Below are 21,799 nucleotides of genomic sequence, written 5' to 3' on the forward strand. Positions count from 1 at the left end.
AGATGACCGACGCGGTAGCGCTCGCTTTCGAGGAGCGCGAATTCACGCTGCCCCACCTCGAGGGCCTCGCCGGTGGACTCGCCGCCGCCCTGCGCGAGCGTGGGGTGCGCGGCGGGGACCGCGTCGCGCTGATGTCCTCGAACCGGCCGGAATTCGTGATCGCAGTGCACGCGGTCTGGCGGCTCGGGGCGGCGGTCGTGCTGCTCAGTCCGGCCTGGAAGCAGGCCGAGGTCGAGCACGCGCTGGCGATCACGCGGCCCGCGCACGCCCTCGGAGATCACCCGGTCCTGGCCGGGCTGATGCCGATGCTGTCCCTGGACGACCCCATCGCACCCGCCGCCGGGGTCTATCCGGCCCCCGAACCCGGCGCCGACGCGGTTCTGGTGTTCAGCTCCGGCACAACCGGTTTGCCGAAAGCCGTGCGGCACACGCACGCGTCGCTGGCCGCGGCCGTCGAGCAGTGGCGTAGCGCGCTGCGCTTCACCGCACAGGACCGCATCCAGGTGCTCACTCCGCCCTCCCACATTCTGGGGTTGCTCAATATTCTGCTGGCGCTGCGGACCGGGGCCTGGCTGCGCCTGCATCGGCGGTTCGATCTGGAGCTGATGCTGCGTCACATCGAAAAAGACCGCATCACCGTGGAAATGGCGGTCGCGCCGATCGCGCTCGCGCTGGCCGCGCATCCGGATCTGGAGTCCTACGATCTGTCCTCGCTGCGCTACATCATGTGGGGTGCGACGCCGGTCTCGGCGAGCGTCGCCGAGGCCGTCACCCGCCGGACCGGTGTCGGCTGGCTGCCCGCCTACGGGACCAGTGAGCTGCCCGTCATCGCCTGCGCGCCGATCGGGCGCGCGTGCCTGGACAGCGTCGGCCGTCCGGTGCGCGGAGTGCGGCTGCGGGTGGTGTCGCCGGAGACCGGAGAAGTGCTGGGGCCGGGCGGGATCGGGGAGATCCAGGCGCGCTCGCCGGCGCTGATGGCCGGGTACCTGCCGGACTCCGCGACCGCCGCGGCGCGCAGCGAGAGCTGGTATCGCACCGGCGATATCGGTGCGATCGACACCGGCGGGTGGCTGCGGCTCACCGACCGGCTCAAGGAAATGATCAAGGTACGCGGCTTCCAGGTCGCCCCCGCCGAGGTGGAGGCCGTGCTGCACGCGCACCCGGCCGTGGCCGACTGCGCGGTGTTCGGGGTACCCGATACCGCCGACGGCGAGGCGATCGTCGCCGCTGTCCAGGCCTCGGAGCCGGTCGAGCCCGGCGAGCTCAGCGCCCACGTCGGCGCCTGGCTGGCCTCCTACAAGCGGCCGCGACGCGTGGTGTTCGTGCCGCGGATTCCCCGTCTGCCCTCCGGCAAGGTTCTGCGCCGGGTTCTGAAGGAGCAATATGGACGTACGTCTGACGAGTGAGCAGCGCCAGCTGCGCGACGCCGCCGCCAAACTGGCCGACGATCTCGGCCCCGGGTCGGTCGCGGATCTCGCCGACAGTGCACGGATCGCCCGGCTGGCGAAGGCCGTCGACACGGCGGGCTGGCGCTCGCTCCGCTCCGACGGCGCCTCCGGCGTCGAGATCGCCCTCGTGGCAGCGGAATTCGGCCGGGGTCTGGTCGATGTGCCGTTCCTGGGCCCGGTGCTCGCCGACGACCTGCGCGCGCACGGCCTCGACAGCGCACGGCACTGGACCATCGCGGTGGGCGAGCGGGCCGTGGACGCCCGCGACTGCGACGGCGTGCTGGTCTTCGACGGGCTCGGCTTACTGGCCGGCGAGGTCGGCCCCGCCCTGGATGGCGCCGATCCGACCCGCCTGGACGCCGAGATCCGGGCGCCGTTGCGCCCCCTCGGCGTCCTGTCGGCCGAACAGGCCGCGCGCTGGCACGCACTGGCCCTGGTCGCCACGACCGCCGACCTGGTCGGCACCGCGCGCGGCGCGCACCGGCTGGCCACGGAATACGCGAAAGTGCGTGAGCAGTACGGCCATACGATCGGCTCCTACCAGGCGGTGGCGCATCTGCTCGCCGAGGGGCTGGCGCTCATCGAGGGTTCGATCAGCGTGCTGCGCCATGCCGCCTGGGCCGTGGACGAACTCACCCCCGACGCGGCGGTGGGCGCCGCCCGAATCGCCAAGGTGTACTGCGCCCGCGCCGCGCGCACGGTCTGCGAGACCGCGATCCAGGTGCACGGCGGCATCGGCAACACCTGGGACTGCCTCGCGCACGTCTACCTGCGGCGGGCCCTGGTCTCGACCGAACTGTTCCCCGTCCGACTGGAGGAAATCGACTGTGGACTTTCGTGATTCGCCGCCGGAGGCCGCGTTCCGGACCCGGCTGCGGGAATGGCTCGCCGCGGTGGCGGGGCAGTTCCCCACCTCCGGTGACGAGTACTGGGCCAGGCAGGGGGAGTGGCATCGCGCCCTGTTCGAAGCCGGTTTCTTCGGGTTGTCCTGGCCGGAAGATATCGGCGGGCAGGCACTGCCGCCGGTGTACGACGTCATTCTCGACGAGGAACTGACCGCCGCGGGCGCGCCGCCGCGACCCAGCCTCGGCTATCTGGTGAGCGGGCTGGGCCGGCACGGCAGCACCGAGATCCAGCGGCGCTTCCTGCCGGGCATGATCAACGGCAGCGAACGCTGGTGCCAGGGCTTCAGCGAGCCCGGCGCCGGTTCGGACCTGGCCTCGCTGCGTACCACCGCCACCCGGCACGGCGACCACTACCTCATCCACGGGCACAAGATCTGGACCAGCTATTCCGATGTGGCGGACTGGTGCCTGCTGCTGGCGCGCACCGACCCCGCCGCGCCCCGGCACCAAGGCATTTCGGCATTCGTCATCGCCATGAAGCAGCCGGGCGTGCGGCAACGGCCGCTGCGCATGATCAGCGGTGTCACCACGGAATTCGGGCAGGTCGAGTTCGATGGGGCCGTGGTTCCGGCCGACCAGATGGTCGGCGCGCCCGGCGAAGGCTGGAAGCTGGCCATGACCGTGGTCGGCCACGAACGCGAGCCCGCCACCCTGGGCTACGCGGCCCGCTACGGAAAACTCGTGCGGCAGTTGGCTGCCCGTGTCGACGGCCCGCCGCCCGCCGAACTCGCCTGGGCGGCGGTCGAGACCGAGATGCTGCGCCTGCACGTGCGCCGGCGGCTGTCCGAACAGCTGGACGGCGTCTCGCACGGCCCGGAGGGCTCGCTCGACAAGCTGCTCATGACCTGGGTGGAGCAGTCGGTCGGGCACGCCGCGCTGGCTGTCACCGGCACCGGGGATCCGGAACTGCTCGCGGCCTACCTGTACAGCCGCGCGCAGTCCGTCATGGGCGGCACCTCGCAGATTCAGAAGAACATCATCGCCTCGCGAATTCTCGGATTGGAAGTCTGACCGTGTACGACCTGCCTGACGAAATCACCGTCGAAGCCGACGGCGCGCTTCGCGTCATCACCCTCAACCGCCCCGATGCGCTCAATGCCGTCAACGACGCGCTGCACACCGGCCTCGCGAAGTTGTGGCCGCAACTCTCCGAGGACCGTGACGCCCGCGCGGCGGTGCTCACCGGCAGCGGCACCGCGTTCTCGGCCGGCGGCGACTTCGCCTATCTCGCCGAGCTGGCGCGGGACCCGCGATTGCGCACCAAGACCGTCGCGCACGGCCGTGACATCGTGCTCGGCATGGCGCGCTGCCGGGTGCCGATCGTGACGGCCGTCAACGGCCCGGCGGTCGGCCTGGGCTGCAGCCTGGTGGCGCTGAGCGACATCGTCTACATCGCCGAGACCGCGTACCTGAAAGATCCACACGTGCAGGTTGGTCTGGTCGCGGCCGACGGCGGCCCGCTGACCTGGCCGCTGCACACCAGCCTGCTGCTCGCCAAGGAGTACGCCCTCACCGGCGCCCGGATCCCAGCCGAGCGGGCCCGCGAGATGGGCCTGGTCAATCACGTGGTGGCCGACCCGCTCTCGGAGGCGCTGGCCTGCGCCAAACGCATTCTGGGGCTACCGCAGCAGGCGGTCGAGAGCACCAAGCGGCTGCTGAACCTGCATCTGGAACGCGCGGTCCTCGCGGCTCTCGACTACGCCACCACCGCCGAGGAGATCTCCTTCCAGCATCCGGACTTCCACGCGATCATCGAGCAGCTCGCCGCGAAGAAGAGCTGAAACCAGCGGTGGCCCCGGGCTTCCCGGGGCCACCGTGGCTCATTTCGGCGGAAACCGCAGGGCGCCGTCGAGGCGGATGACTTCGCCGTTGAGGTAATCGTTCTCGACGATCGACTGCACCAGCTGGCCGTATTCGGGCGAGCGGCCCATCCGGCGCGGGTGCGGAACCTGTTTGCTCCAGTGCTCTTCCAGCTGCGCGGCCGCTTTACCGTAGGCGGGGGTATTGAAGGTGCCCGGCGCGATGGTCACCACGCGGATGCCCAGCGGCGACAGATCCCGCGCCGCCACCAGTGTCATGCCGACCACCCCGCCCTTCGCGGCGGCGTACGGCAGCTGCCCGATCTGGCCCTCGTAGGCGGCGATGGACGCGGTATTGACGATGACGCCGCGCGAACCCTCCTCCAGCGCGTCGGTTCTCGCGATGGCCGCGGCGGACAGCCGCAGCACGTTGAAGACCGCGGTGAGATAGAACTCGACGGTCGTGCGAAAACCCTCCAGCGGCAGCGGTGCGCCGTCCTTGCCGACGAGCCGGCCACCGGCGGCCGGGCCGCCGTGGGTGTCGACCGAAATCCGCAGCGGGGCCAGTGATTCCGCCACCGCGATGGCGTCGTTCACCGATTCCTCGCTGGTGGCGTCGGTGTGGACGTAGTGGATGCCGAGTTCGGCCGCGAGCTCCTTGCCCTTGTCATCGGCGACGTCGGCCACCACCACCTCGGCCCCGGCGGCATGCAGCCGGCGCACGGTGGCCTCACCCAAGCCGCCGGTGCCGCCGACCACCAGGGCCGAGTTTCCCTTGATCTGCATCTCGCGTCCTCTCTTGCAATTAACGCTCTCGTTCGGAGAGAATAACATTCTCATGAACATCAACATGATTCTCGATATGGTGTCCGCGGACGGTGACCGGGTGGTCGCGACGGCCGCGGGCCGGTCGTTGACCGCCGCCGAGCTCTCCGCGTTGTCCCGGCGCGCGGCCGGCCGGTTCCGCGGTCACTCCGCGGTGCTGTACCTGGGGGTGAACCATCTCGCCTACCCCGTGGCCCTGTTCGGATCGGTGCTGGCCGGCGTGCCGTTCGTCCCACTCAACTACCGGCTGGGCGCGGAGCAGCTGGGCGCGCTGGTGGACCGCCATCCCGGTGCGCTGGTCTTGCGCGCCGAGGACCTGGACGACTTGCTGGAAGTCACTGCGGGGCAGATTGATCCGGAGCTACCCGAGCTCGACTGGAACGGCGAGAGCGTCGCGGTGATCATCTACACCAGCGGCACCACCTCCGCCCCCAAGGCGGCGCTGCTGCGGCACCGGCACCTGATGGCCTACGTGCTGAACACCCTCGAATTCGGTTCCGCCGCCGCCTCGGACGCGACGTTGGTGTCGGTGCCGCCCTATCACATCGCGGGCCTGACGAACCTGCTGTCGAATCTCTACACCGGCCGCCGCATCGTCTACCTCACGGCGTTCGACGCCCGGGAGTGGCTCGATACCGTTCGGGCCGAGCGGGTTACCCACGCCATGCTGGTGCCGACCATGCTGGCGCGGATCGTCGACGCCGTGGCCGGCGCCGACGCGGCGACGCCCGGTCTGCGCAGCCTGGCCTACGGGGGGTCCCGCACACCCCGGCCGGTGCTGGAGCGGGCGCTGCGCGTCTTCCCGGCCACCGGCTTCGTCAACGCCTACGGGCTGACCGAAACCGCCTCCTCCATCGCGCTCCTCGGGCCCGACGAGCACCGTGCCGCCTTCGCCTCCGAGGATCCGGCCGTGCGTGATCGGCTCGGGTCGGTGGGCCGCCCGCTGCCCGGGATCGAGATCCAAATCCGCACGGCGGCCGGCGAACTCGCCGATCCGGGCACGACCGGACTGGTCTTCGCCCGCGGCGCGCAGATCTCCGGCGAGTACGGCGGCCGCAGTGCGCTGGACGCCGAAGGCTGGTTTCCCACCCGCGATCTGGGGCGCCTGGACGACCAGGGCTATCTGTTCATCGAGGGCCGCGCCGACGACACCATCATCCGCGGCGGCGAGAACATCGCGCCCGCCGAGATCGAGGATGTGCTGCTCGCGCACCCGGGCATCACCGAGGCCGCGGTGATCGGCGTGCCGGATCCGGAATGGGGACAGCGGCTGGTCGCGGTCCTGGTCGGCGCGGGCGACCCGGAGGAGATCAAAGCCTGGGTGCGGGCGCGGCTGCGGTCGGCCAAGACACCCGACAGCATCGTGTTCCGCCCCGAACTACCCAAGACCGAAACCGGAAAGCTGTTGCGCCGCAACCTGGTCACCGAACTGGAGAATACCCATGCCTGAAGCCGTCATCGTCTCCGCGCTGCGCACCCCCATCGGCACCGCCCGCAAGGGAACACTGCGCGACACCGACGCGTTCGCCCTGGCCCACCACGTGGTCGCGGCAAGCGTCGCCCACACCGGTGGGCGGCCGATCGACGACGTGATCCTGGGCGAGGGCCGCTACGGCGGCGGCGTGCTGGCGCGGCACGCGGCGGTCACCGCCGGTCTCGACACCGTCCCCGGCCTGGCCCACAACCGGCATTGCGCCGCGGGCATGGCGGCGGTGCAGACGGCGGCGTCCTCGATCCGCGCGGGCATGGACGAGGTGATCATCGCGGGCGGCGTGAACTCCGATTCCACCGCGCCCAAGGCGCGATTCCGGACCGGTGCGGACGAATGGACCGATCCGTGGGTCTCGCCGTCGCACCCCGCCCGCCCCGACGCACCCAATCACGACATGTCGATCACGGTCGGCTGGAACACGGCGGTGAAATACGGTCTGACACGGAAAGAGCTGGACGACTGGGTGCTTCGTACCCACCGCAACGCGATCACCGCCATCGACACGGGCCGGTTCGACGCCGAGATCATCCCCATCGATACGCCGCACGGGCGCTTCGCGGTGGACGAGCATCCGCGCCGCACCACCAGCGCCGAGAAGCTGGCGTCGCTGAAGCCCCTGCATCCGGAGATCGAAGGCTTCAGTATCACCGCGGGCAACGCCTCCGGCGCCAACGACGGTGCGGCCGCGCTCGTCATCGCCAGCGACACAGCCGGCCTGCCCGCGCTGGGCACCATCCGGTCCTGGGCCTCCTCGGCCGTCGATCCGGCGCTGACCGGGCTGGCCCCGATCGCGGCCATTCGCAAAACGCTGGCCCGCGCCGGGGTGTCGATCGGCGATATCGATCTGTTCGAGTTCAACGAGGCGTTCACCTCGGTGCCGGTCGCGATGATCAAGGAGTTCGATCTCGATCCCGACCGGGTGAACGTGAACGGTAGCGGCTGCTCGCTGGGGCACCCGGTGGCGGCCACCGGCGCCCGCATGATCGTCACCATGGTGCACGAATTGCGCCGTCGCGGCGGGGGACTGGGCATCACGGCGCTGTGCGCGGGCGGCGGCATGGGTTCCGCGACGCTGATCGAGGTGCCGGCCCGGTGACCGCCGCGAACCGATGAGCGGCGTGAAACCGATGAGCGTCGCCGAACCCGCGAGCGTCGCCGAACTGGTGACCGCTGCGCGCGCCGGCTCGGTGCGCGCGGTGGGACGGCTGCTGAGCCTGGTCGAAAGCCCGCGCCGCGCGGAGGTTTTGGCGCTGGTCGGGCCCGCATCGGTGCGCGTCATCGGCTTCACCGGCCCACCCGGCGCGGGCAAGTCCACCACCGTGGCCGCCCTGGTCGGCGTCTACCGGCAACAGGGACTGCGAGTGGCAGTCCTGGCCGTAGACCCGTCGTCGCCCTACAGCGGCGGCGCCCTACTCGGCGACCGCATCCGGATGGCCGCCCACATCAACGACGCTGATGTATTGATTCGCTCCGTCGCCACCCGCGGCCACCTCGGCGGCCTCGCCGAGGCGGTACCCGCCGCCATCCAGCTGCTGGCGGCGCTGGCCTACGACCTGGTGCTGCTGGAAACGGTCGGCGTCGGCCAATCCGAAATCGAGATCGCCGCCCTCGCCGACCCCACGCTGGTGATCCTGAATCCCGGCGCGGGCGACGCTATTCAAGCCGCCAAGGCGGGCCTGCTCGAGGTAGCGGACCTGATCGTGGTGAACAAGGCCGACCGCGAGGGCGCCGATCAGACCGTCCGAGACTTACGCACTGAAACCGACGTGCTGATTCTTACTCTGAGTGCCGCCCGTGGCGACGGACTGCCCGAGCTCGCCCAGGCCATCGAAGCCCACCACCGCACCGACACCCCCGCCCGCCGCACCGCCCGTGCCCGAGCGCAAATCCTGTCTCTCGCACAAACCCGCCTACGCGTACACCCGAGCCTGGATCGCCTGGCCGCCGCCGTCGCCACCGGCGACGCAGACCCCTACACCGCTGCGGAACTGCTGATACCGCCGCTGGATAAGTGGGAAGCGATAGGTCACCGCGGAACCGCTGCCGCCGCCACTGAATAGTTCGGAAGCGTTTCGTCGCCGCGTCACCGCTGTTGCCGCCGCTGTGTGAGCCCGGAAGTGACACATCACCGCTCGCCAGTGCGACAACTCCGACCTCAAGGCCGAAACCGGAGCAGCGCCTCCTGCGCGAACGAGGCGACCAGCGTGCCCTCGGCGGTGAGCACATCACCGCGCCCGAAGCAGCGCCCATGGGCGAGCACCGGACTGTGATGCCGCATCAGCAGCCAGTCGTCGGTGCGGAAGGGGCGGTGGAACCAGACGGTGTGCGAGGTCGTGGCGGAGGTGAAGGCGGTGCCGTTGCCGCGCTGGCCGAAACCCTCCATCGGGCGCAGGGCGGTGCCGATGAGATTGAGGTCGGTGGCGTAGGCGATCAGCGCCTGGCCGTACTCCGGGCCGACCTCCGGGGTGCGCATCCACAGGTCGTAGTCGGGGGCGTGCGCCGCCGCGGCGTCGAGATCGCCGACCGCGCGGGTTTCCCACGGGATGAGGTCGAGCCGCACGCGGTGCTCGGGTTCCAGGACCGGGGGCACCTGGTCGACGGTCTGATGTGCGGGCCCGTCCTCGGCAGCGTGCATGGAGACCGCGGCGGTGGCGATCACGTCACCCTTCTGCCGCGCGGTGATCGCGAGGGTCGCGAACGAACGTCCCCGGTGCTGGATCTGCACGATGTAGCGGACCGGCGCGTCGCTCTTGCCTTCGCGCGCGAACAGCACGTGCACGGACTTGACCGCCTTGTCGGGGCAGGCGAGGTCGGCCGCGCGCAGCACCTGGGCCAGCAACTGCCCGCCGAACAGGCGGTGATATTCCAGCTGCTGGTTGGGCCCCTCGAAGGTGGCGAGGCTGCCCGGGCGATCCATCCCCCGGGGGTTCGGATCGCCGTCGCGCGTCGCGGCGGACCTCGGGTGCAACTCGAGGCAGGAGAGCAGATCGGTCCAGAGGTCGGGCATAGACCGATGTAATCACAATTCTCATTGAATGAGAATAGCGTTCTCGCTACTTGCTGCCGGCGAACCCGGTCGAGCAGAATTCCCACACCTCACCGGCGGTGATCGGGTGGATGGTCTCCTCGTCGGTGCTGCCGCTGGACTGCGCGGTGAACATGACCGTCTGCATGACGATCGCCGCCATCCGCTTCGGCTCGACGCTCTGGCGTAGCTTGCCGGCCTCGGCCGCGTCCGACATCAGCTCGGTGAACAGCGCGAGCAGCGGCGCGTGCGCGACCTTGACCTGTGCCGGGTGCGAAACCAGCAGGCGTGGCGCGAAATCGGTGAACAGTGGCCGCTGCGCGGTCGGGTCCGGCCGGCACAGCTCGAAGAGCAGCTCGACCGCTACCTGGAGCCGGTCCAGTGGATCCTTCTTGCCCGCCGCGGCGGCGCGGATCTGATCGGCGGTGCGGACCAGGGCGTCCTCGAACAGCGCCAGCAGCAGTTCGTGTTTGCCGTCGAACTGCAGATAGAAGCTGCGTAGTGACTGGCGGGAGCGCTCGACGATCTCCTGGACGGTGAAGTCGGTGGTGCCCTTCTCGGTGATGATCGCTTGCGCGGCATCGAGGAAGCGCTGGACCCGCTGCTCGGCGCGCAGTTTCGCGCTGCGCAGCGAGCGCTCCACGGCGCGCTGCTTCCAGGCCGGCTCGTCGTTCGGGAGGGTCACGGCGCGACCGGTCCTGCGTCATGTGTGGAGAACATGATTGCACCTTACCGGAAACGTGCCTTGTTCTGATCCGTAGGTCCGTGTGTCGTTCCTCGCTTGAGACTCTTACTTTCCTGAAATGAGAATGCTATTCTCGCCGCAGGATGCGCCGAGGCAGTGCGAGGGAGGCCGGGATGATCTTCGAGTTCGACTCGGATCAACGGTTGTGGCAGGAGACCGTGCGCGACATTGTCGCGAAAAGGTGCCCGCCGGCGGTGGTTCGCGCGGTCGTCGACGACGGCACGGATCCGGCGCCGGTGTGGCAGGCCTACGTGGAGCACGGGTGGACCGAGCTCGCCGAGCCGGCCTCCGCGGTCGAGCTGGCCATCGTCCTCGAGGAGCTGGGCCGGGCGAACGACCCCACGCCGTATCTGGCGACCATGAGTCAATTCGCGCCACTGGTAACCGAATTCGCGCGCCCGGGTGAAACCGGTGCGGCCGTCTACGAGGGTGTGCGCGCTCGCCGGGAGGGCACCGAGTGGCGCCTGGACGGCATCGCCCGCCGGGTGCTGGACGGGGATCGCGCCGAGCGGTTGGCCGTGGTCACCGCCGCCGGCGTCTTCGTGGTGCCTGCGGCGGCCGTCACGGTGGCGCGTACCGAGATCTTCGATCCGGTAGTGCACATGGCCGAGGTGCGCTTCGAGAACGTCCGGGTCGGCGACGCGGATCGCGGTCCCGTCCCGGCGCCCGCCGCGCGCCCGCCGGCGCTGACCGGAATGGCGCTGACCGTGGTCGGAGCCTGTCAGCGCATTCTCGACGCGGTGCTCGAGCATGTGCGTACCCGCGAGCAGTTCGGCGTGCCGATCGGCGCGTTCCAGGCGGTCAAGCACAAGGCGGCCGACATGCACGTGGCCATCGAACGAGCCCGCGCGCTGGCGTATTACGCGGCGCTGACCATCGCCGAAGCCCATTCCGGGCGTGAGATCGCCGCGGCCATGGCCAAGGCGGCGGCGGGGGAATGCCAGTCGCTGGTGTTCCGCAATGGCGTGCAGTTGTTCGGCGCCATGGGATTCACCTGGGAAAACGATGTGCAGTTCGCGCTCAAGCGGGCCAAGTTCGGCGAGCTGCTGCTCGGCGGCGCGGCGGTGCACCGGGCGCTGATCGCCGAGGAGTACCGTGCAACTCACCTTTGAGGCCGACGTCGAGGCCTTTCGCGCCGAATTCGTCGCCTTTCTCGCCGAGCACCTGCCGGACCCGGCCACTGTCGCGCAGCGTTCGCGTTCCAGCGCGGAGGTGCCGGGCTGGGCGCGCGAATGGCAGCGCCTGCTGTTCGACAACGGCTGGCTGCTACCGGGGAATCCACCCGAGTTCGGCGGCCGGAACGCCTCGCTACTTCAGCAGTACGCGCATCTCCAGGAGCTGTCCAAGCGCCGGATCTATCACAGTTTCAATCCACAGGGCCTCGGCATCATCGCCGCCTCGCTGTTGACCTTCGGCACCCCGGAGCAGAAGAAGCAGTGGGCCACACCGATTTTGCGCGCGGAGCTCACCGCGGCACTCGGGATGAGCGAGCCTTCGGCGGGCTCGGATCTGGCGTCGCTGCGGACCCGCGCCGTCCTGGACGGCGAGCATTTCGTGGTGAACGGGCAGAAGGTCTGGACCTCCGGCGCGCACCACGCGGATGTGCTGCTGACCTTCGTCCGCACCGATCCGGACGCGCCGAAACACAAGGGCATCAGTGTGCTGCTGATCCCGACCGGCACACCGGGTGTGACCCGGCGTCCGTTCGCCTCCGCCTGCGCCCCGGACGATCTCGACTTCAACGAGGTCTTCTTCGAGGACGTGCGGGTGCCCGCGGCGAACCTCGTCGGCACGCTGCACGGCGGGTGGCAGGTCGCCACCGGATCGCTCGGCCACGAGCGCACGCTGCTGTGGCTCAGTTTCGCCGATCGGCTCGAGGATCTGGTGGCCGATTCCCGGCCCCGGACCGAGCTGGACCGGGACCGCTTCGCGACGCTCGTGATGGATCTACAGGCGCTGCGGCTGCTCGGTTCGGCGGCGCTCGGCCGCGAAGCCCGTGGACAACAAGATGTTCCGGCGCTCTCGGTGCTGAAACTGCTGGGTTCGGAGGCGGTGCAGGCGGCCTCGGAGGCGGCGCTGAACGCCGCCGGGTCCGAAGGTCTGCACCATCCCGCCATGACCGGGCCCTACACCCCGATGAGCATCGAGCACTTCACGAGCAGCTGGTTCGAGCGCTACCTGCGCAGTTTCGCCGGAACGATCGCCGGCGGCACCTCCGAGATTCAACGCAACATCATCGCCGAGCGTGTGCTCGGTCTTCCTAGAAGCTGAAAAGGGTTCCACCATGCGCACTTCCCTTCGCCCGGTCCTCGCCGCGTGCTGTCTGGTCGCACTGACCGCCACGGCGCTCGTCGGCTGTGGCTCCGACGACGACTCGGCCACGCCGGCGACCTCCGCGACTACCGTCGCCGCGGCGACGACCAGCGCGGCCACCTCCGCCGCCGACACCAAGGCCGTCACCGACGCCTACGTGACGTTCTTCAACGGGCAGACCCCCGCCGCCACCCGCGCCGGGCTGGTCGAAAAGGGCTCGGCGTTCCAGCAGGCCCTCGAGGGCATGGCCCTCAACCCGCAGGCCACCGGCACCAGCGTCACGGTCGCGGAGGTGAAGTTCGGCGACAGCAGTCATGCCGACGTCAAGTACACCCTGCTGCTCAACGGGAATCCGGTGCTGCCCGATCAGTCCGGGCAGGCGATCAAGGAGGCAGGGCAGTGGAAGGTCGCGGCCGCGACCTTCTGCGCGCTGCTCGCGATCCAGAGCGGCGGCCAGACGACGGTCTGCTGAGCTGCCGGAATCGAGGGCGAGAACGAAGGATTCAGCGTGAAATCGCAGCAAGTACTCATCGGACTGGTGGCGGCGCTGGTGCTGGTCACCGGGTGTGGCGGCCGCAGCGGCCCGGGCACCGAGGAAGCCGCGGTGGCCCAGGGCCTGACCTCGGGTGACTTCGGCGACCTGAAGGGGGTGTGCGGTCCCGGCCGGCCCAGTGCCGCGTCGGCGCAGGGTGTCACCGCTACCGAGATCAAGGTCGGTGTCTTCACCGACATGGGGTTCACCAAAAACTCCGAATTCCCGGAAGCGGCGAAGGTATTCACCACATGGTGTAACGCGGCGGGCGGCATCAACGGCCGCAAGATCGTCACCGATACCCGCGACGCCAAGCTGATGGAAGTCCGCCAGCGCATGCTCGATGCCTGCCGGGAGGACTTCGCGCTCGTCGGCGGTGGCGCCGCGCTCGACGGACTGGGCGTCAAGGAGCGGCTGTCCTGCCTGCTGCCCGACTTCCCGGCGCAGATCTCGCAGCAGCAGAACGTGCAATCGGATCTGCAATACAACGCCTCGGCCAGCGCCTACGTGAACTATTTCCAGTACACCGGCTACTACCACTGGCTGCTGAAGGAAGCGCATCCCGGATCCGCGGGCGCGGTCGGCATGATCAACGGCGATTCGCCGGTCACCAAGGTGATGGGGACGAAGTTCGCCGAGGCGATGACCGCCGGCGGTGCGACCTTCGTCTACAACGATCTCTATCCCGCCAGCGGCGTCGCGGATTGGACGCCGTACGCGCAGGCCATCAAGAGCAAGGGCGTCAAAGGCCTGATGTTCCTGGGTGACTGGCGGCAGCTGGCCAAGCTGGAGGACGTCCTCACCGGCATGGACTACAAGCTGGACTGGATCGACGCGAACAACAACTCGTATCACAGCTCCTTCCTGGAGACCGTCGGCAAATCGCTCAGCTTCCAGAACAACTACGCCGACCTCGGCGGCACGGTCCCGGCCGAGAGCCCGAGCGCGGTACCAGCCACACAGCAACTGCTCGACCTGTACAAGAAGTACGCCCCGGAGGCCGACATCACGATGCCCACGCTGCGTGCCTTCTCGGCGTGGCTGCTGTTCGCGAAATCGGCGGCGAGTTGCGGCGATCAACTCACCCGGGCCTGCCTCATCGCCGCGGCGTCGAAGGAGACCGCGTGGACCGGCGGCGGGCTCAACGCGCCCACCGTGGTCGCCGACCGGGACACCCCGCCCAAGTGCTTCAACGTGGTTCAGGCCACCGCGCAGGGCTGGAAGTCCGCGGATTTCCAGCCGAATCAGGGCCCGTTCCGCTGTGATGTTCCGGCCTACCGCTACACCGGCGCCTACGACCGGCCGCTCACCCTCGCCGATGTCGGCAAGAACGTGAACGACGTCGAATAATGGAACAGTTTCTCACCTTCGGGCTCGTGGGGTTGAGCACCGCCGCCATCTACGCCGTCATCGGCAGTGGCCTGGTGCTCACCTACACCACGACCGGCGTCTTCAATTTCGCGCACGGCGCGGCCGGGATGATGGCGGCCTTCACCTACTGGCAGCTGACGATCGGCTGGGGCGTCCCCGTCGTGGTGGCGCTGCCGCTGGTATTACTGGTGCTCGCGCCGCTGTCCGGGCTCTTGGTGGAGCGGGCGATGCGCACCGTGCAGCGGCTGGGCGAGGCCGAGCGCCTGGTGATGACGGTCGCCCTGCTGAGCGGTCTGATCGCCGCGGCGCGGTGGATCTGGGATCCGAACAAGGCCCGCACCCTGCCGGCGTTCTTCGCGGAGATGACACCGCTGCGGCTCGGCTCGGCCACCATCACCTGGCATCAGGCCCTGACCATGGCGGTGGCCGTCGCCGTCGCGATCGGCTTGCGGCTGTTGCTGTTCCGCACCCGGACCGGCGCGGAAATGCGTGCCGGGGTGGACGATCGGGCGCTGGTCGGCCTGACCGGCGCGGATCCGGTGCGGGCCAATCGGGTGGCCTGGATCCTGGGCATCGAGCTGGCGGCGGTGGGCGGAATCCTCATCGCCCCGATGGTGAACCTGGACGCGGCCCAGCTGTCCCTGCTCATCGTGAGCGCCTACACCGCGGCGGTTTTCGGGCGTCTGCGCAGTCTGCCGATGACCTTCTTCGGCGCGGTGGTGGTGGGCTGTCTGGAAAGCTATCTCGCCGGATACCTGCCGCAGAACGCGTATCTACCCGGACTGCGGCTGGCCGCGCCCGCGCTGCTGCTGTTCCTGGCGCTGCTGGTGTTCCCGCACGGCCGGTTGCGCGGCCGGGACCGGCAGCTGAGCCAGGTGCCGACCCCGACGCTGCGCGGCACGCTGGTGTTCGGCGCGGTGGTGGTGCTGTTCGGCCTGATCCTCGCGACCGTGCTCGGCGAATCCGATCTGATCAGTTACGGGCGGATCTTCGCCTTCGGCGTGATCGCGCTGTCGTTCGTGCCACTGGCCGGATACGCCGGTCAGCTCTCGCTGTGCCAGTTGAGCATGGCGGGCATCGGCGCCATCGCCTACGCGCATCTGGGCCCGCACGGGCAGGCGTGGGCGCTCCCGGTGGCCGTGCTCATCGCCGCGGCCGCGGGGGCGGTGATCGCCCTTCCGGCCCTGCGTCTTTCGGGCGTCTACCTGGCTTTGGGCACCGCCGCGTTCGCGGTGGTGCTGGATCGCTGGATCTTCACGCTGCCCTCGTTCGAAGTCCTCGGCGTGCGGATCGCGCTGTTCGATCAGGGCTCGATCGAGCTGACCGGGCCGGGGTTGTTCGGCTTGCGGCTGGACAGCACCGCGGAGATCACGGTCTTCGCGGCGGTCTGCCTGGCCCTGGCCGGACTCGGCGTCGTGCTGCTGCGGCGCGGGCGGTTCGGCCGCCGCCTGATCGCCCTGCGCGACAGCGAGGCCGCCTACGCCACGCTGGGCGGAAATCTGCTGCTGGCCAAGGTCTCGGTGTTCGCGTTGTCGGCGGGTATCGCCGGACTGGGCGGCGCGCTGTACGGGATGCAGTTGCGTTCGGTCACCGCCGACCAGTTCAATTTCGTCGCGGGCCTGCCGATCTTCCTGGTCGCGGTCTTCGCCGGGCTCGGCGCGATCGGCGCCGGATTGTTCGTGGGTGTGGCGCTGTTCGGCCCGCTGACCGCTGTCCCCGCGCTGTGGCCCTCGACCCAGAACCTCGTCGAGGTGGTACCCGCGCTGGCCGGAATCGCTTTCGGCGGCGGCGTGGTCCGGGCCGGCGCGGTGGCGCGCCTGCGTGCGGGCTGGAATCCGGTGTTCTACGACCGGCTCGCGCTGGGGCTGCTGATCGGTGTCCCCGTGCTGCTGTGGCTGCTGCGCCTCGCCGAAGTGATCGACGGCTGGGTGTTGTTCTGCGGTTCCCTGATCGCCGCGCTGGTGGTCCGCGGCTGGGCTCGGTCCCGGCAGCGGCCGCACGCCGAACCCGAGGTGCCCGTGGAGTGGTGGGGTGTGCGCCGGCCGTGGCGCGCCCAGGATCGGGAGGTGCTCGACCATGCCGTCGTTACTGCAGGTTGAGGGGGTGCGGGTCACCTTCGGTGGCCGCCACGCCCTGGACGGCGCCGGGCTGCGCGCCGAACGCGGCCGCATCACCGGGCTCATCGGGCCCAATGGCGCCGGCAAGAGCACGCTGTTCGACGTCGTCTGCGGGTTGCGCCGGCCCGCGGCGGGCACCGTCCACCTCGACGGCCGCGACATCACCCGGATGGGCCCGGCCCGGCGCGCCCGCCACGGGCTGGCGCGCACTTTCCAGCGCCTGGAACTGTTCGGCCGCTTGACCGTTCGCGACAACCTGCTGGTCGCGGCGGAATTGGGGCCGCATCGGCGGCGGGCCGCGACCACCGTCACCGGCATCATCGACCGGCTCGGGCTCACCGGCGTAGCCGACACCTGCGCCGACGAACTGCCCACCGGGTCCGCGCGCCTGGTCGAGGTCGGGCGCGCGATGGCCGCCCAGCCCAGCCTGCTGCTGCTCGACGAACCGGCGGCGGGTCAGGACGGCGCGGAGACCGAGCGCTTCGCGACCCTGCTGCGGGCGCTGGCGGCCGACGGCACCGCGGTCGTGCTCGTGGAGCACGACATGGGGCTGGTCATGAGCGTCTGTGACGAGGTGTTCGTGCTGGACCTCGGCAAGATCATCTCCTCGGGTCCGCCCGAGGTGATCCGCCGGGACGAGACCGTGCTGGCCGCCTACCTGGGGGACCTATGAGCGCTCTGCTCGAATTGCGTGGCGTCCGAGCCGCTTACGACGCCATCACGGTGCTGCACGGCGTCGACCTCGCGGTCGCGCCGGGGCAGGTGGTGGCCCTGCTCGGGCCCAACGGCGCGGGCAAGACCACGACGTTGCAGGTCGCCGCGGGTGTGCATCCGGTCGCGGAGGGGCAGTTGCTGCTCGGCGGCCGCGACGTCTCCGGCGCGAGCCCGCGCGACCTGGCGCGGGCCGGAGTGTGCTCGATACCCGAGGGCCGGGGCGTGTTCCCGAACCTGTCGGTGCGCGACAACCTGCTGATGATGACCTTCACCGGTCAGCCGCTGGCGCGAATCGAGGAGGTCGCCTACGCCCGGTTCCCGATTCTGGCTCAGCGGGCGAACCAGATCGCCGGCACCATGTCCGGCGGCGAACAGCAGATGCTCGCCCTGGCCCGCGGGCTGGCGACCGAACCCGCGGTGCTGCTGCTGGACGAATTGTCCATGGGCTTGGCGCCTTTGGTCGTCGGGCAGCTCTACGACCAGGTCGCCGAGATCGCGCGGACGGGCCTGGCCGTCCTGATCGTCGAACAGTTCGCGGCCGCCGTACTCGATATCGCCGACTACGCCGCCGTGCTGGTGCGCGGGCGGATCGAACACCAGGGCAGTCCGGGCGACGGACTGCGCGAGGAATTGGCAGCACTCTATCTAGGAAGTTCCGTATGACCGAGACACGCGCGGACCGCTTCGTCCGCGAGATCGCTGAATTGAAGATCCCGGACCCGGCCGCGGGCCGCGGCGGCCTGTGGCTGCGCCTGGGCATCGGGCTGCTGGTGGCCGGGCCGGTGCTGGCGGTGCTGGCCTATCTGATGTCGCACAACACTTCCGATCCGCTGGCGCAGCGCGACGCCATCATCATCGCGCTGACGGGCGTCGCGGTGAGCGTGGTGGGAGCCGCGGTGTTCCTGCGTTATTCGCTGACCGGGGTCCTGCGTTTCTGGATGGCCCGGCAGTCCTTCGATCTGGCTCAGCTGGCAGATCGGTTGCCCGGAAAGGAGATTGAGCATGACAGCATCGCCACTACGACCCGGTGAGCAGCTCGCCAGTTCGGTCTGCGGCACGCGCGTCGTCGCCGTGCGGGTGCCCGCCGGCGCGCCGCCCACACTGACCTGCGGCGGCGCGCCGATGGTTTCGGCCAGCGGGGCGCCGAAGGGCGAGCCGGATTCCGGTGCGCCGGTGACGCTCATCGGCAAACGCTATGTCAATGCCGACGAGTCGGTCGAAGTGTTGTGCACCGCGTCCGGTTCGGGCGCGCTGAGCTGCGACGGAGAACCGATGACGATCAAGGCCGCCAAACCGCTGCCCGCGTCGGATTGATCGGAGTGCGACCGTGAAGGAGCCGATATGTCCGCGGGCATGAGTTTCGAACCGACCGAGGATCAGCAACTGATCCGGAAGTCCGTCGCCGAACTGCTGAAGAAATTCGACGACCACTACTGGTCGGAGAAGGATCGCGCACACGAGTTTCCGACGGAGTTCTACGACACCGTCGCGCGCGGCGGCTGGCTGGGCATCACTATCCCGGAGGAGTACGGCGGCCATGGCCTGGGCATCACCGAGGCCTCGCTGCTGGCCGAGGAGGTGGCACGCTCGGGCGGCGGCATGAACGCCGCCAGTTCGATCCATATGTCGATCTTCGGCATGCAGCCGGTCGTGGTGCACGGGTCCGCCGAACTCAAGCAGCGCACACTGCCCCGCATCGCACGCGGTGACCTGCACGTGTGCTTCGGCGTCACCGAACCCGGTGCGGGCCTGGACACCACCCGGATCACCACCTTCGCGCGCCGCGACGGCGACCACTATGTCGTCAACGGCCGCAAGGTGTGGATCTCCAAGGCGCAGGAATCGGAGAAGATCCTGCTGCTGACCCGCACCCGGCCTTACGACGACGTGGTCAAGAAGACCGACGGGATGACGCTGTTCCTGACCGATCTGGACCGCGCGCACATCGATATCCGGCCGATCGCGAAGATGGGCCGCAACGCGGTCAGCTCCAACGAGTTGTTCATCGATGAGCTGCGCATTCCGGTGGCGGACCGGGTCGGCGAAGAGGGCCAGGGCTTCAAATACATTCTCGACGGACTGAATCCGGAGCGGATGCTGATCGCGGCCGAGGCGCTGGGCCTGGGCCGGGTCGCGCTCGACCGCGCCGTGAAGTACGCCAACGAGCGCGAGGTCTTCGGCCGGCCGATCGGAAAGAATCAGGGCATCCAGTTCCCCCTGGCCGACTCCCTGGCTCATCTCGACGCGGCGGAACTGATGCTGCGCAAGGCGACCTGGCTCTACGACAACGGGAAGCCGTGCGGCCGCGAGGCGAACACCGCCAAATACCTGTGCGCCGAGGCCGGATTCACCGCGACCGATCGCGCGCTGCAAACCCATGGCGGCATGGGATACGCCGAGGAATATCACGTGGCCCGCTACTTCCGGGAGGCGCGCGTCATGAAGATCGCGCCGATCAGTCAGGAAATGATCCTGAACTACCTGGGATCACACACTTTGGGAATGCCGAGGAGCTACTGAATGGCCAGCAGGAACGGACTTTTCGATCTCACCGGGCGCGCGGCGCTGGTGACCGGCGCGGCGGGTGGCATCGGGTCCGCGGTGGCCGTGGCGCTGGCCGAGGCGGGGGCGGCGGTGCTGGTGACGGACATGAACGAGGCGGGTGCGGCGGTCGTCGCCGAGAAGATCGTCGCCAACGGCGGTGTGGCACAGAGCTTCGCCCTGGACGTGTCCGATCGCGCGGCGGCCGACGCGGCGGCCGCACGGGCCGCGGCGCTGGCGGGTGGGACCTTGCACATCGTGATCAACAACGCGGGCGTGACCGACCCGGCCATGTTCGCGGCCACCACCGCGGACTCGGTGCGGCGGCTGTTCGAGATCCACGCCGTCGGCACGTTCACCTGCTCGCAGGCCGCGCTGCCGCACATGCCCACCGACGGCACCGGGCGCATCATCAACGTCACCTCCTCGGCCGGCCTCGTCGGCACCCTGGGGCAGATCAACTATTCCGCCGCCAAAGCCGCCATCATCGGCATGACCAAATCCCTGGCCCGGGAACTGGCACGCAAGCAGATCCTGGTGAACGCGCTCGCGCCGCTGGCCGCCACGCCGATGACCACCACCATCCGGACCGACGAGAAGTTCGCCGCGCAGATGCTGAACCGAATCCCGTTGCGGCGCTGGGCGGAACCGGAAGAGGTCGCGGGGGCGTTCGTATTCCTGGCGTCGGACGCCGCCGCTTTCATCACCGGCCAGGTGCTGCCGGTGGACGGCGGCATGGTGATGTGATGGGCGACGCTGAGTCGTACGGCCCACTGTCCGGTGTCACCGTGATCGCCTTGGAGCAGGCGGTCTCCGCGCCGATGTGCACGCGCACCCTGGCTGATTTCGGGGCGCGGGTGATCAAGATCGAGAACCCGGCCGGTGGCGACTTCGCCCGGCACTACGACGACGTGGTGCACGGCCAGGCCGCCCACTTCGTCTGGGTCAACCGCGGCAAGGAATCGGTGACGCTCGACCTGAAATCGACTGCGGGAGTAGATATTCTGCATCGCCTCCTGGCTCGGGCCGACGTGCTGGTCTCGAATCTCGCGCCCGGCGCGACGGGCCGCCTGGGTCTGGCGCCCGCGGAGCTGGCGACCCGCCACCCGCATTTGATCGCCGTCGAGATCGACGGCTTCGGCACGGGCGGGCCGCTGTCCCGCAAGCGCGCCTACGACCTACTCGTGCAGGCCGAGGCGGGCGTCTGCGCGGTCACCGGTTTCCCGAATGCCCCCGCGAAACCGGGACCGCCGGTCGCGGACGTGACGACGGGACTCTATGCGGCGCTGACGATTCTGGCGCAGCTGTGCGAGCGCCTGCGCTCGGGTCCCGGCCCGGGTGCGCGCATCGCGGTCAGCCTGTTCGACACGATGGCCGACGTGATGGGCTACCACCTGACCTACGCCCGCCACGCCGGTGTGGACCAGCAGCCGCTGGGCATGAGCTCACCGGCGGTCGCGCCCTACGGCTCCTACGGCACCGCCGACGGACAGACAGTGGTCCTCGGCACCACCAACGACCGGGAATGGCAGCGCCTGGCCCGCGAGATCCTGCGCCGCCCGGACTTGGCGGACGACGACCGCTTTCACGGCAATCCGGGCCGCGTCCGTCACCGCGCGGAACTGGACGCGGCCATCGGCGAATGGTGCGCGCAACACGAACTGGCCGAAATACAAAAGACCGCCGACGCCGCCGGCATCGGCAACTCCCGCTACAACCTGCCCAGCGAGGTGCTCGACCATCCGCAACTGGTGGAACGTGACCGGTGGCGCACCATCGACACCCCGGCTGGGCCGATCCCGTCGCTGTTGCCGCCCGCGATCGTGGCGGGCTACACGCCACCCATGGGCGCGGTACCCGGGCTGGGTCAGCACACCGATGCTGTGCTGGCCGAATGTGGCTGCGGGAGTGCGGAAATCGCAGATCTTCGGGCGCAGGGCGCGATCGGTCCCGCCTACAGCTGACGGCAGTG

22 protein-coding genes are annotated in these 21,799 nt (G+C 69.6%); 19 read left to right on the plus strand and 3 right to left on the minus strand.

The genetic code is table 11. From position 1 onward, the window contains the following. Nucleotides 1-2 precede the first annotated feature (2 nt). Genes AB0H76_RS16165 through AB0H76_RS16180 form a run of 4 tightly spaced genes read left to right on the plus strand, consistent with a single transcriptional unit; the run spans nucleotide 3 to nucleotide 4,134 of the window. Nucleotides 3-1,406 carry an AMP-binding protein gene (locus AB0H76_RS16165; protein ID WP_357323602.1) on the plus strand — a complete coding sequence of 468 codons (1,404 nt, stop codon included), beginning with the start codon at nucleotides 3-5 and terminating at the stop codon, nucleotides 1,404-1,406. Continuing rightward, on the plus strand, nucleotides 1,384-2,289 hold the full coding sequence (locus AB0H76_RS16170) for an acyl-CoA dehydrogenase family protein (RefSeq protein ID WP_357323605.1): 906 nt from the start codon (nucleotides 1,384-1,386) through the stop codon (nucleotides 2,287-2,289). Before AB0H76_RS16165 ends, AB0H76_RS16170 begins: the two co-directional genes overlap by 23 nt. Further along, a complete protein-coding gene (locus tag AB0H76_RS16175; RefSeq protein ID WP_357323608.1) occupies nucleotides 2,276-3,364 on the plus strand; it encodes an acyl-CoA dehydrogenase family protein in 1,089 nt (362 codons plus the stop codon). The genes AB0H76_RS16170 and AB0H76_RS16175 overlap by 14 nt, the downstream gene beginning before the upstream one ends. A gap of 2 nt (nucleotides 3,365-3,366) precedes the next feature. Further along, nucleotides 3,367-4,134, plus strand: a complete 768-nt coding sequence (locus tag AB0H76_RS16180) for an enoyl-CoA hydratase/isomerase family protein (RefSeq protein WP_357323611.1) — start codon at nucleotides 3,367-3,369, stop codon at nucleotides 4,132-4,134. A 39-nt stretch (nucleotides 4,135-4,173) separates the two neighbouring features. Here AB0H76_RS16180 and AB0H76_RS16185 read toward each other — a convergent pair whose 3' ends face one another. Further along, nucleotides 4,174-4,938, minus strand: a complete 765-nt coding sequence (locus AB0H76_RS16185) for an SDR family NAD(P)-dependent oxidoreductase (RefSeq protein WP_357323614.1) — start codon at nucleotides 4,936-4,938, stop codon at nucleotides 4,174-4,176. 52 nt (nucleotides 4,939-4,990) lie between these two features. Between AB0H76_RS16185 and AB0H76_RS16190 the strand changes: the two genes are divergently transcribed. From AB0H76_RS16190 to AB0H76_RS16200, 3 genes are read left to right on the plus strand one after another with little or no spacing between them, the layout of a single operon-like run. Continuing rightward, the gene (locus tag AB0H76_RS16190; protein ID WP_357323617.1) at nucleotides 4,991-6,427 is read left to right on the plus strand and encodes an AMP-binding protein; all 1,437 of its coding nucleotides are present in this window, start codon (nucleotides 4,991-4,993) and stop codon (nucleotides 6,425-6,427) included. Beyond that, a complete protein-coding gene (locus AB0H76_RS16195; RefSeq protein WP_357323619.1) occupies nucleotides 6,420-7,565 on the plus strand; it encodes a thiolase family protein in 1,146 nt (381 codons plus the stop codon). The genes AB0H76_RS16190 and AB0H76_RS16195 overlap by 8 nt, the downstream gene beginning before the upstream one ends. A 31-nt stretch (nucleotides 7,566-7,596) precedes the next feature. After that, nucleotides 7,597-8,529 (plus strand): GTP-binding protein, encoded by a 933-nt coding sequence (locus AB0H76_RS16200; protein WP_357326207.1) that lies wholly within the window; start codon nucleotides 7,597-7,599, stop codon nucleotides 8,527-8,529. A 95-nt stretch (nucleotides 8,530-8,624) separates the two neighbouring features. Here AB0H76_RS16200 and AB0H76_RS16205 read toward each other — a convergent pair whose 3' ends face one another. Next, on the minus strand, nucleotides 8,625-9,476 hold the full coding sequence (locus AB0H76_RS16205) for an acyl-CoA thioesterase domain-containing protein (protein WP_357323622.1): 852 nt from the start codon (nucleotides 9,474-9,476) through the stop codon (nucleotides 8,625-8,627). 46 nt (nucleotides 9,477-9,522) lie between these two features. Beyond that, nucleotides 9,523-10,179, minus strand: coding sequence for a TetR/AcrR family transcriptional regulator (locus AB0H76_RS16210; protein WP_357323625.1), 657 nt, complete (start codon nucleotides 10,177-10,179; stop codon nucleotides 9,523-9,525). A gap of 173 nt (nucleotides 10,180-10,352) precedes the next feature. On the opposite strand from AB0H76_RS16210, the gene AB0H76_RS16215 reads away from it, so the two are divergent. Genes AB0H76_RS16215 through AB0H76_RS16270 form a run of 12 tightly spaced genes read left to right on the plus strand, consistent with a single transcriptional unit; the run spans nucleotide 10,353 to nucleotide 21,791 of the window. Beyond that, nucleotides 10,353-11,351, plus strand: coding sequence for an acyl-CoA dehydrogenase family protein (locus AB0H76_RS16215; RefSeq protein WP_357323627.1), 999 nt, complete (start codon nucleotides 10,353-10,355; stop codon nucleotides 11,349-11,351). Further along, nucleotides 11,335-12,510 (plus strand): acyl-CoA dehydrogenase family protein, encoded by a 1,176-nt coding sequence (locus AB0H76_RS16220; RefSeq protein ID WP_357323630.1) that lies wholly within the window; start codon nucleotides 11,335-11,337, stop codon nucleotides 12,508-12,510. Before AB0H76_RS16215 ends, AB0H76_RS16220 begins: the two co-directional genes overlap by 17 nt. Nucleotides 12,511-12,523: 13 nt before the next feature. Beyond that, nucleotides 12,524-13,024, plus strand: a complete 501-nt coding sequence (locus AB0H76_RS16225; protein ID WP_357323632.1) for a hypothetical protein — start codon at nucleotides 12,524-12,526, stop codon at nucleotides 13,022-13,024. 36 nt (nucleotides 13,025-13,060) lie between these two features. Further along, nucleotides 13,061-14,434, plus strand: coding sequence for an ABC transporter substrate-binding protein (locus AB0H76_RS16230; RefSeq protein WP_357323635.1), 1,374 nt, complete (start codon nucleotides 13,061-13,063; stop codon nucleotides 14,432-14,434). Next, complete coding sequence (locus AB0H76_RS16235) at nucleotides 14,434-16,554, plus strand: ABC transporter permease (RefSeq protein WP_357323638.1); 2,121 nt, start codon at nucleotides 14,434-14,436, stop codon at nucleotides 16,552-16,554. The genes AB0H76_RS16230 and AB0H76_RS16235 overlap by 1 nt, the downstream gene beginning before the upstream one ends. Next, on the plus strand, nucleotides 16,532-17,245 hold the full coding sequence (locus tag AB0H76_RS16240; RefSeq protein ID WP_357323641.1) for an ABC transporter ATP-binding protein: 714 nt from the start codon (nucleotides 16,532-16,534) through the stop codon (nucleotides 17,243-17,245). The genes AB0H76_RS16235 and AB0H76_RS16240 overlap by 23 nt, the downstream gene beginning before the upstream one ends. Further along, nucleotides 17,242-17,949: an ABC transporter ATP-binding protein gene (locus AB0H76_RS16245; protein ID WP_357323643.1), complete on the plus strand. Its 708-nt coding sequence runs from the start codon at nucleotides 17,242-17,244 to the stop codon at nucleotides 17,947-17,949. Before AB0H76_RS16240 ends, AB0H76_RS16245 begins: the two co-directional genes overlap by 4 nt. Next, complete coding sequence (locus tag AB0H76_RS16250) at nucleotides 17,946-18,317, plus strand: hypothetical protein (protein WP_357323645.1); 372 nt, start codon at nucleotides 17,946-17,948, stop codon at nucleotides 18,315-18,317. The genes AB0H76_RS16245 and AB0H76_RS16250 overlap by 4 nt, the downstream gene beginning before the upstream one ends. After that, the gene (locus AB0H76_RS16255) at nucleotides 18,289-18,600 is read left to right on the plus strand and encodes a hypothetical protein (protein ID WP_357323648.1); all 312 of its coding nucleotides are present in this window, start codon (nucleotides 18,289-18,291) and stop codon (nucleotides 18,598-18,600) included. The genes AB0H76_RS16250 and AB0H76_RS16255 overlap by 29 nt, the downstream gene beginning before the upstream one ends. Nucleotides 18,601-18,627: 27 nt before the next feature. Next, on the plus strand, nucleotides 18,628-19,806 hold the full coding sequence (locus AB0H76_RS16260; protein WP_357323651.1) for an acyl-CoA dehydrogenase family protein: 1,179 nt from the start codon (nucleotides 18,628-18,630) through the stop codon (nucleotides 19,804-19,806). Next, nucleotides 19,807-20,574, plus strand: coding sequence for an SDR family NAD(P)-dependent oxidoreductase (locus AB0H76_RS16265; RefSeq protein WP_357323654.1), 768 nt, complete (start codon nucleotides 19,807-19,809; stop codon nucleotides 20,572-20,574). Next, complete coding sequence (locus AB0H76_RS16270; RefSeq protein WP_357323657.1) at nucleotides 20,574-21,791, plus strand: CaiB/BaiF CoA-transferase family protein; 1,218 nt, start codon at nucleotides 20,574-20,576, stop codon at nucleotides 21,789-21,791. The genes AB0H76_RS16265 and AB0H76_RS16270 overlap by 1 nt, the downstream gene beginning before the upstream one ends. Nucleotides 21,792-21,799 lie beyond the last annotated feature (8 nt).

This window comes from Nocardia sp. NPDC050712 (assembly GCF_040654295.1).
Taxonomy (GTDB): domain Bacteria; phylum Actinomycetota; class Actinomycetes; order Mycobacteriales; family Mycobacteriaceae; genus Nocardia.

Coding starts and splice junctions, on each gene's coding strand:
- AB0H76_RS16165 (WP_357323602.1), top strand. CDS start 3: ATGACCGACGCGGTAGCGCTCGCTTTCGAGGAGCGCGAATTCACGCTG.
- AB0H76_RS16170 (WP_357323605.1), top strand. CDS start 1,384: ATGGACGTACGTCTGACGAGTGAGCAGCGCCAGCTGCGCGACGCCGCC.
- AB0H76_RS16185 (WP_357323614.1), bottom strand. CDS start 4,938: ATGCAGATCAAGGGAAACTCGGCCCTGGTGGTCGGCGGCACCGGCGGC.
- AB0H76_RS16190 (WP_357323617.1), top strand. CDS start 4,991: ATGAACATCAACATGATTCTCGATATGGTGTCCGCGGACGGTGACCGG.
- AB0H76_RS16195 (WP_357323619.1), top strand. CDS start 6,420: ATGCCTGAAGCCGTCATCGTCTCCGCGCTGCGCACCCCCATCGGCACC.
- AB0H76_RS16200 (WP_357326207.1), top strand. CDS start 7,597: ATGAGCGTCGCCGAACCCGCGAGCGTCGCCGAACTGGTGACCGCTGCG.
- AB0H76_RS16205 (WP_357323622.1), bottom strand. CDS start 9,476: ATGCCCGACCTCTGGACCGATCTGCTCTCCTGCCTCGAGTTGCACCCG.
- AB0H76_RS16215 (WP_357323627.1), top strand. CDS start 10,353: ATGATCTTCGAGTTCGACTCGGATCAACGGTTGTGGCAGGAGACCGTG.
- AB0H76_RS16225 (WP_357323632.1), top strand. CDS start 12,524: ATGCGCACTTCCCTTCGCCCGGTCCTCGCCGCGTGCTGTCTGGTCGCA.
- AB0H76_RS16235 (WP_357323638.1), top strand. CDS start 14,434: ATGGAACAGTTTCTCACCTTCGGGCTCGTGGGGTTGAGCACCGCCGCC.
- AB0H76_RS16240 (WP_357323641.1), top strand. CDS start 16,532: ATGCCGTCGTTACTGCAGGTTGAGGGGGTGCGGGTCACCTTCGGTGGC.
- AB0H76_RS16245 (WP_357323643.1), top strand. CDS start 17,242: ATGAGCGCTCTGCTCGAATTGCGTGGCGTCCGAGCCGCTTACGACGCC.
- AB0H76_RS16250 (WP_357323645.1), top strand. CDS start 17,946: ATGACCGAGACACGCGCGGACCGCTTCGTCCGCGAGATCGCTGAATTG.
- AB0H76_RS16255 (WP_357323648.1), top strand. CDS start 18,289: ATGACAGCATCGCCACTACGACCCGGTGAGCAGCTCGCCAGTTCGGTC.
- AB0H76_RS16260 (WP_357323651.1), top strand. CDS start 18,628: ATGTCCGCGGGCATGAGTTTCGAACCGACCGAGGATCAGCAACTGATC.
- AB0H76_RS16265 (WP_357323654.1), top strand. CDS start 19,807: ATGGCCAGCAGGAACGGACTTTTCGATCTCACCGGGCGCGCGGCGCTG.
- AB0H76_RS16270 (WP_357323657.1), top strand. CDS start 20,574: ATGGGCGACGCTGAGTCGTACGGCCCACTGTCCGGTGTCACCGTGATC.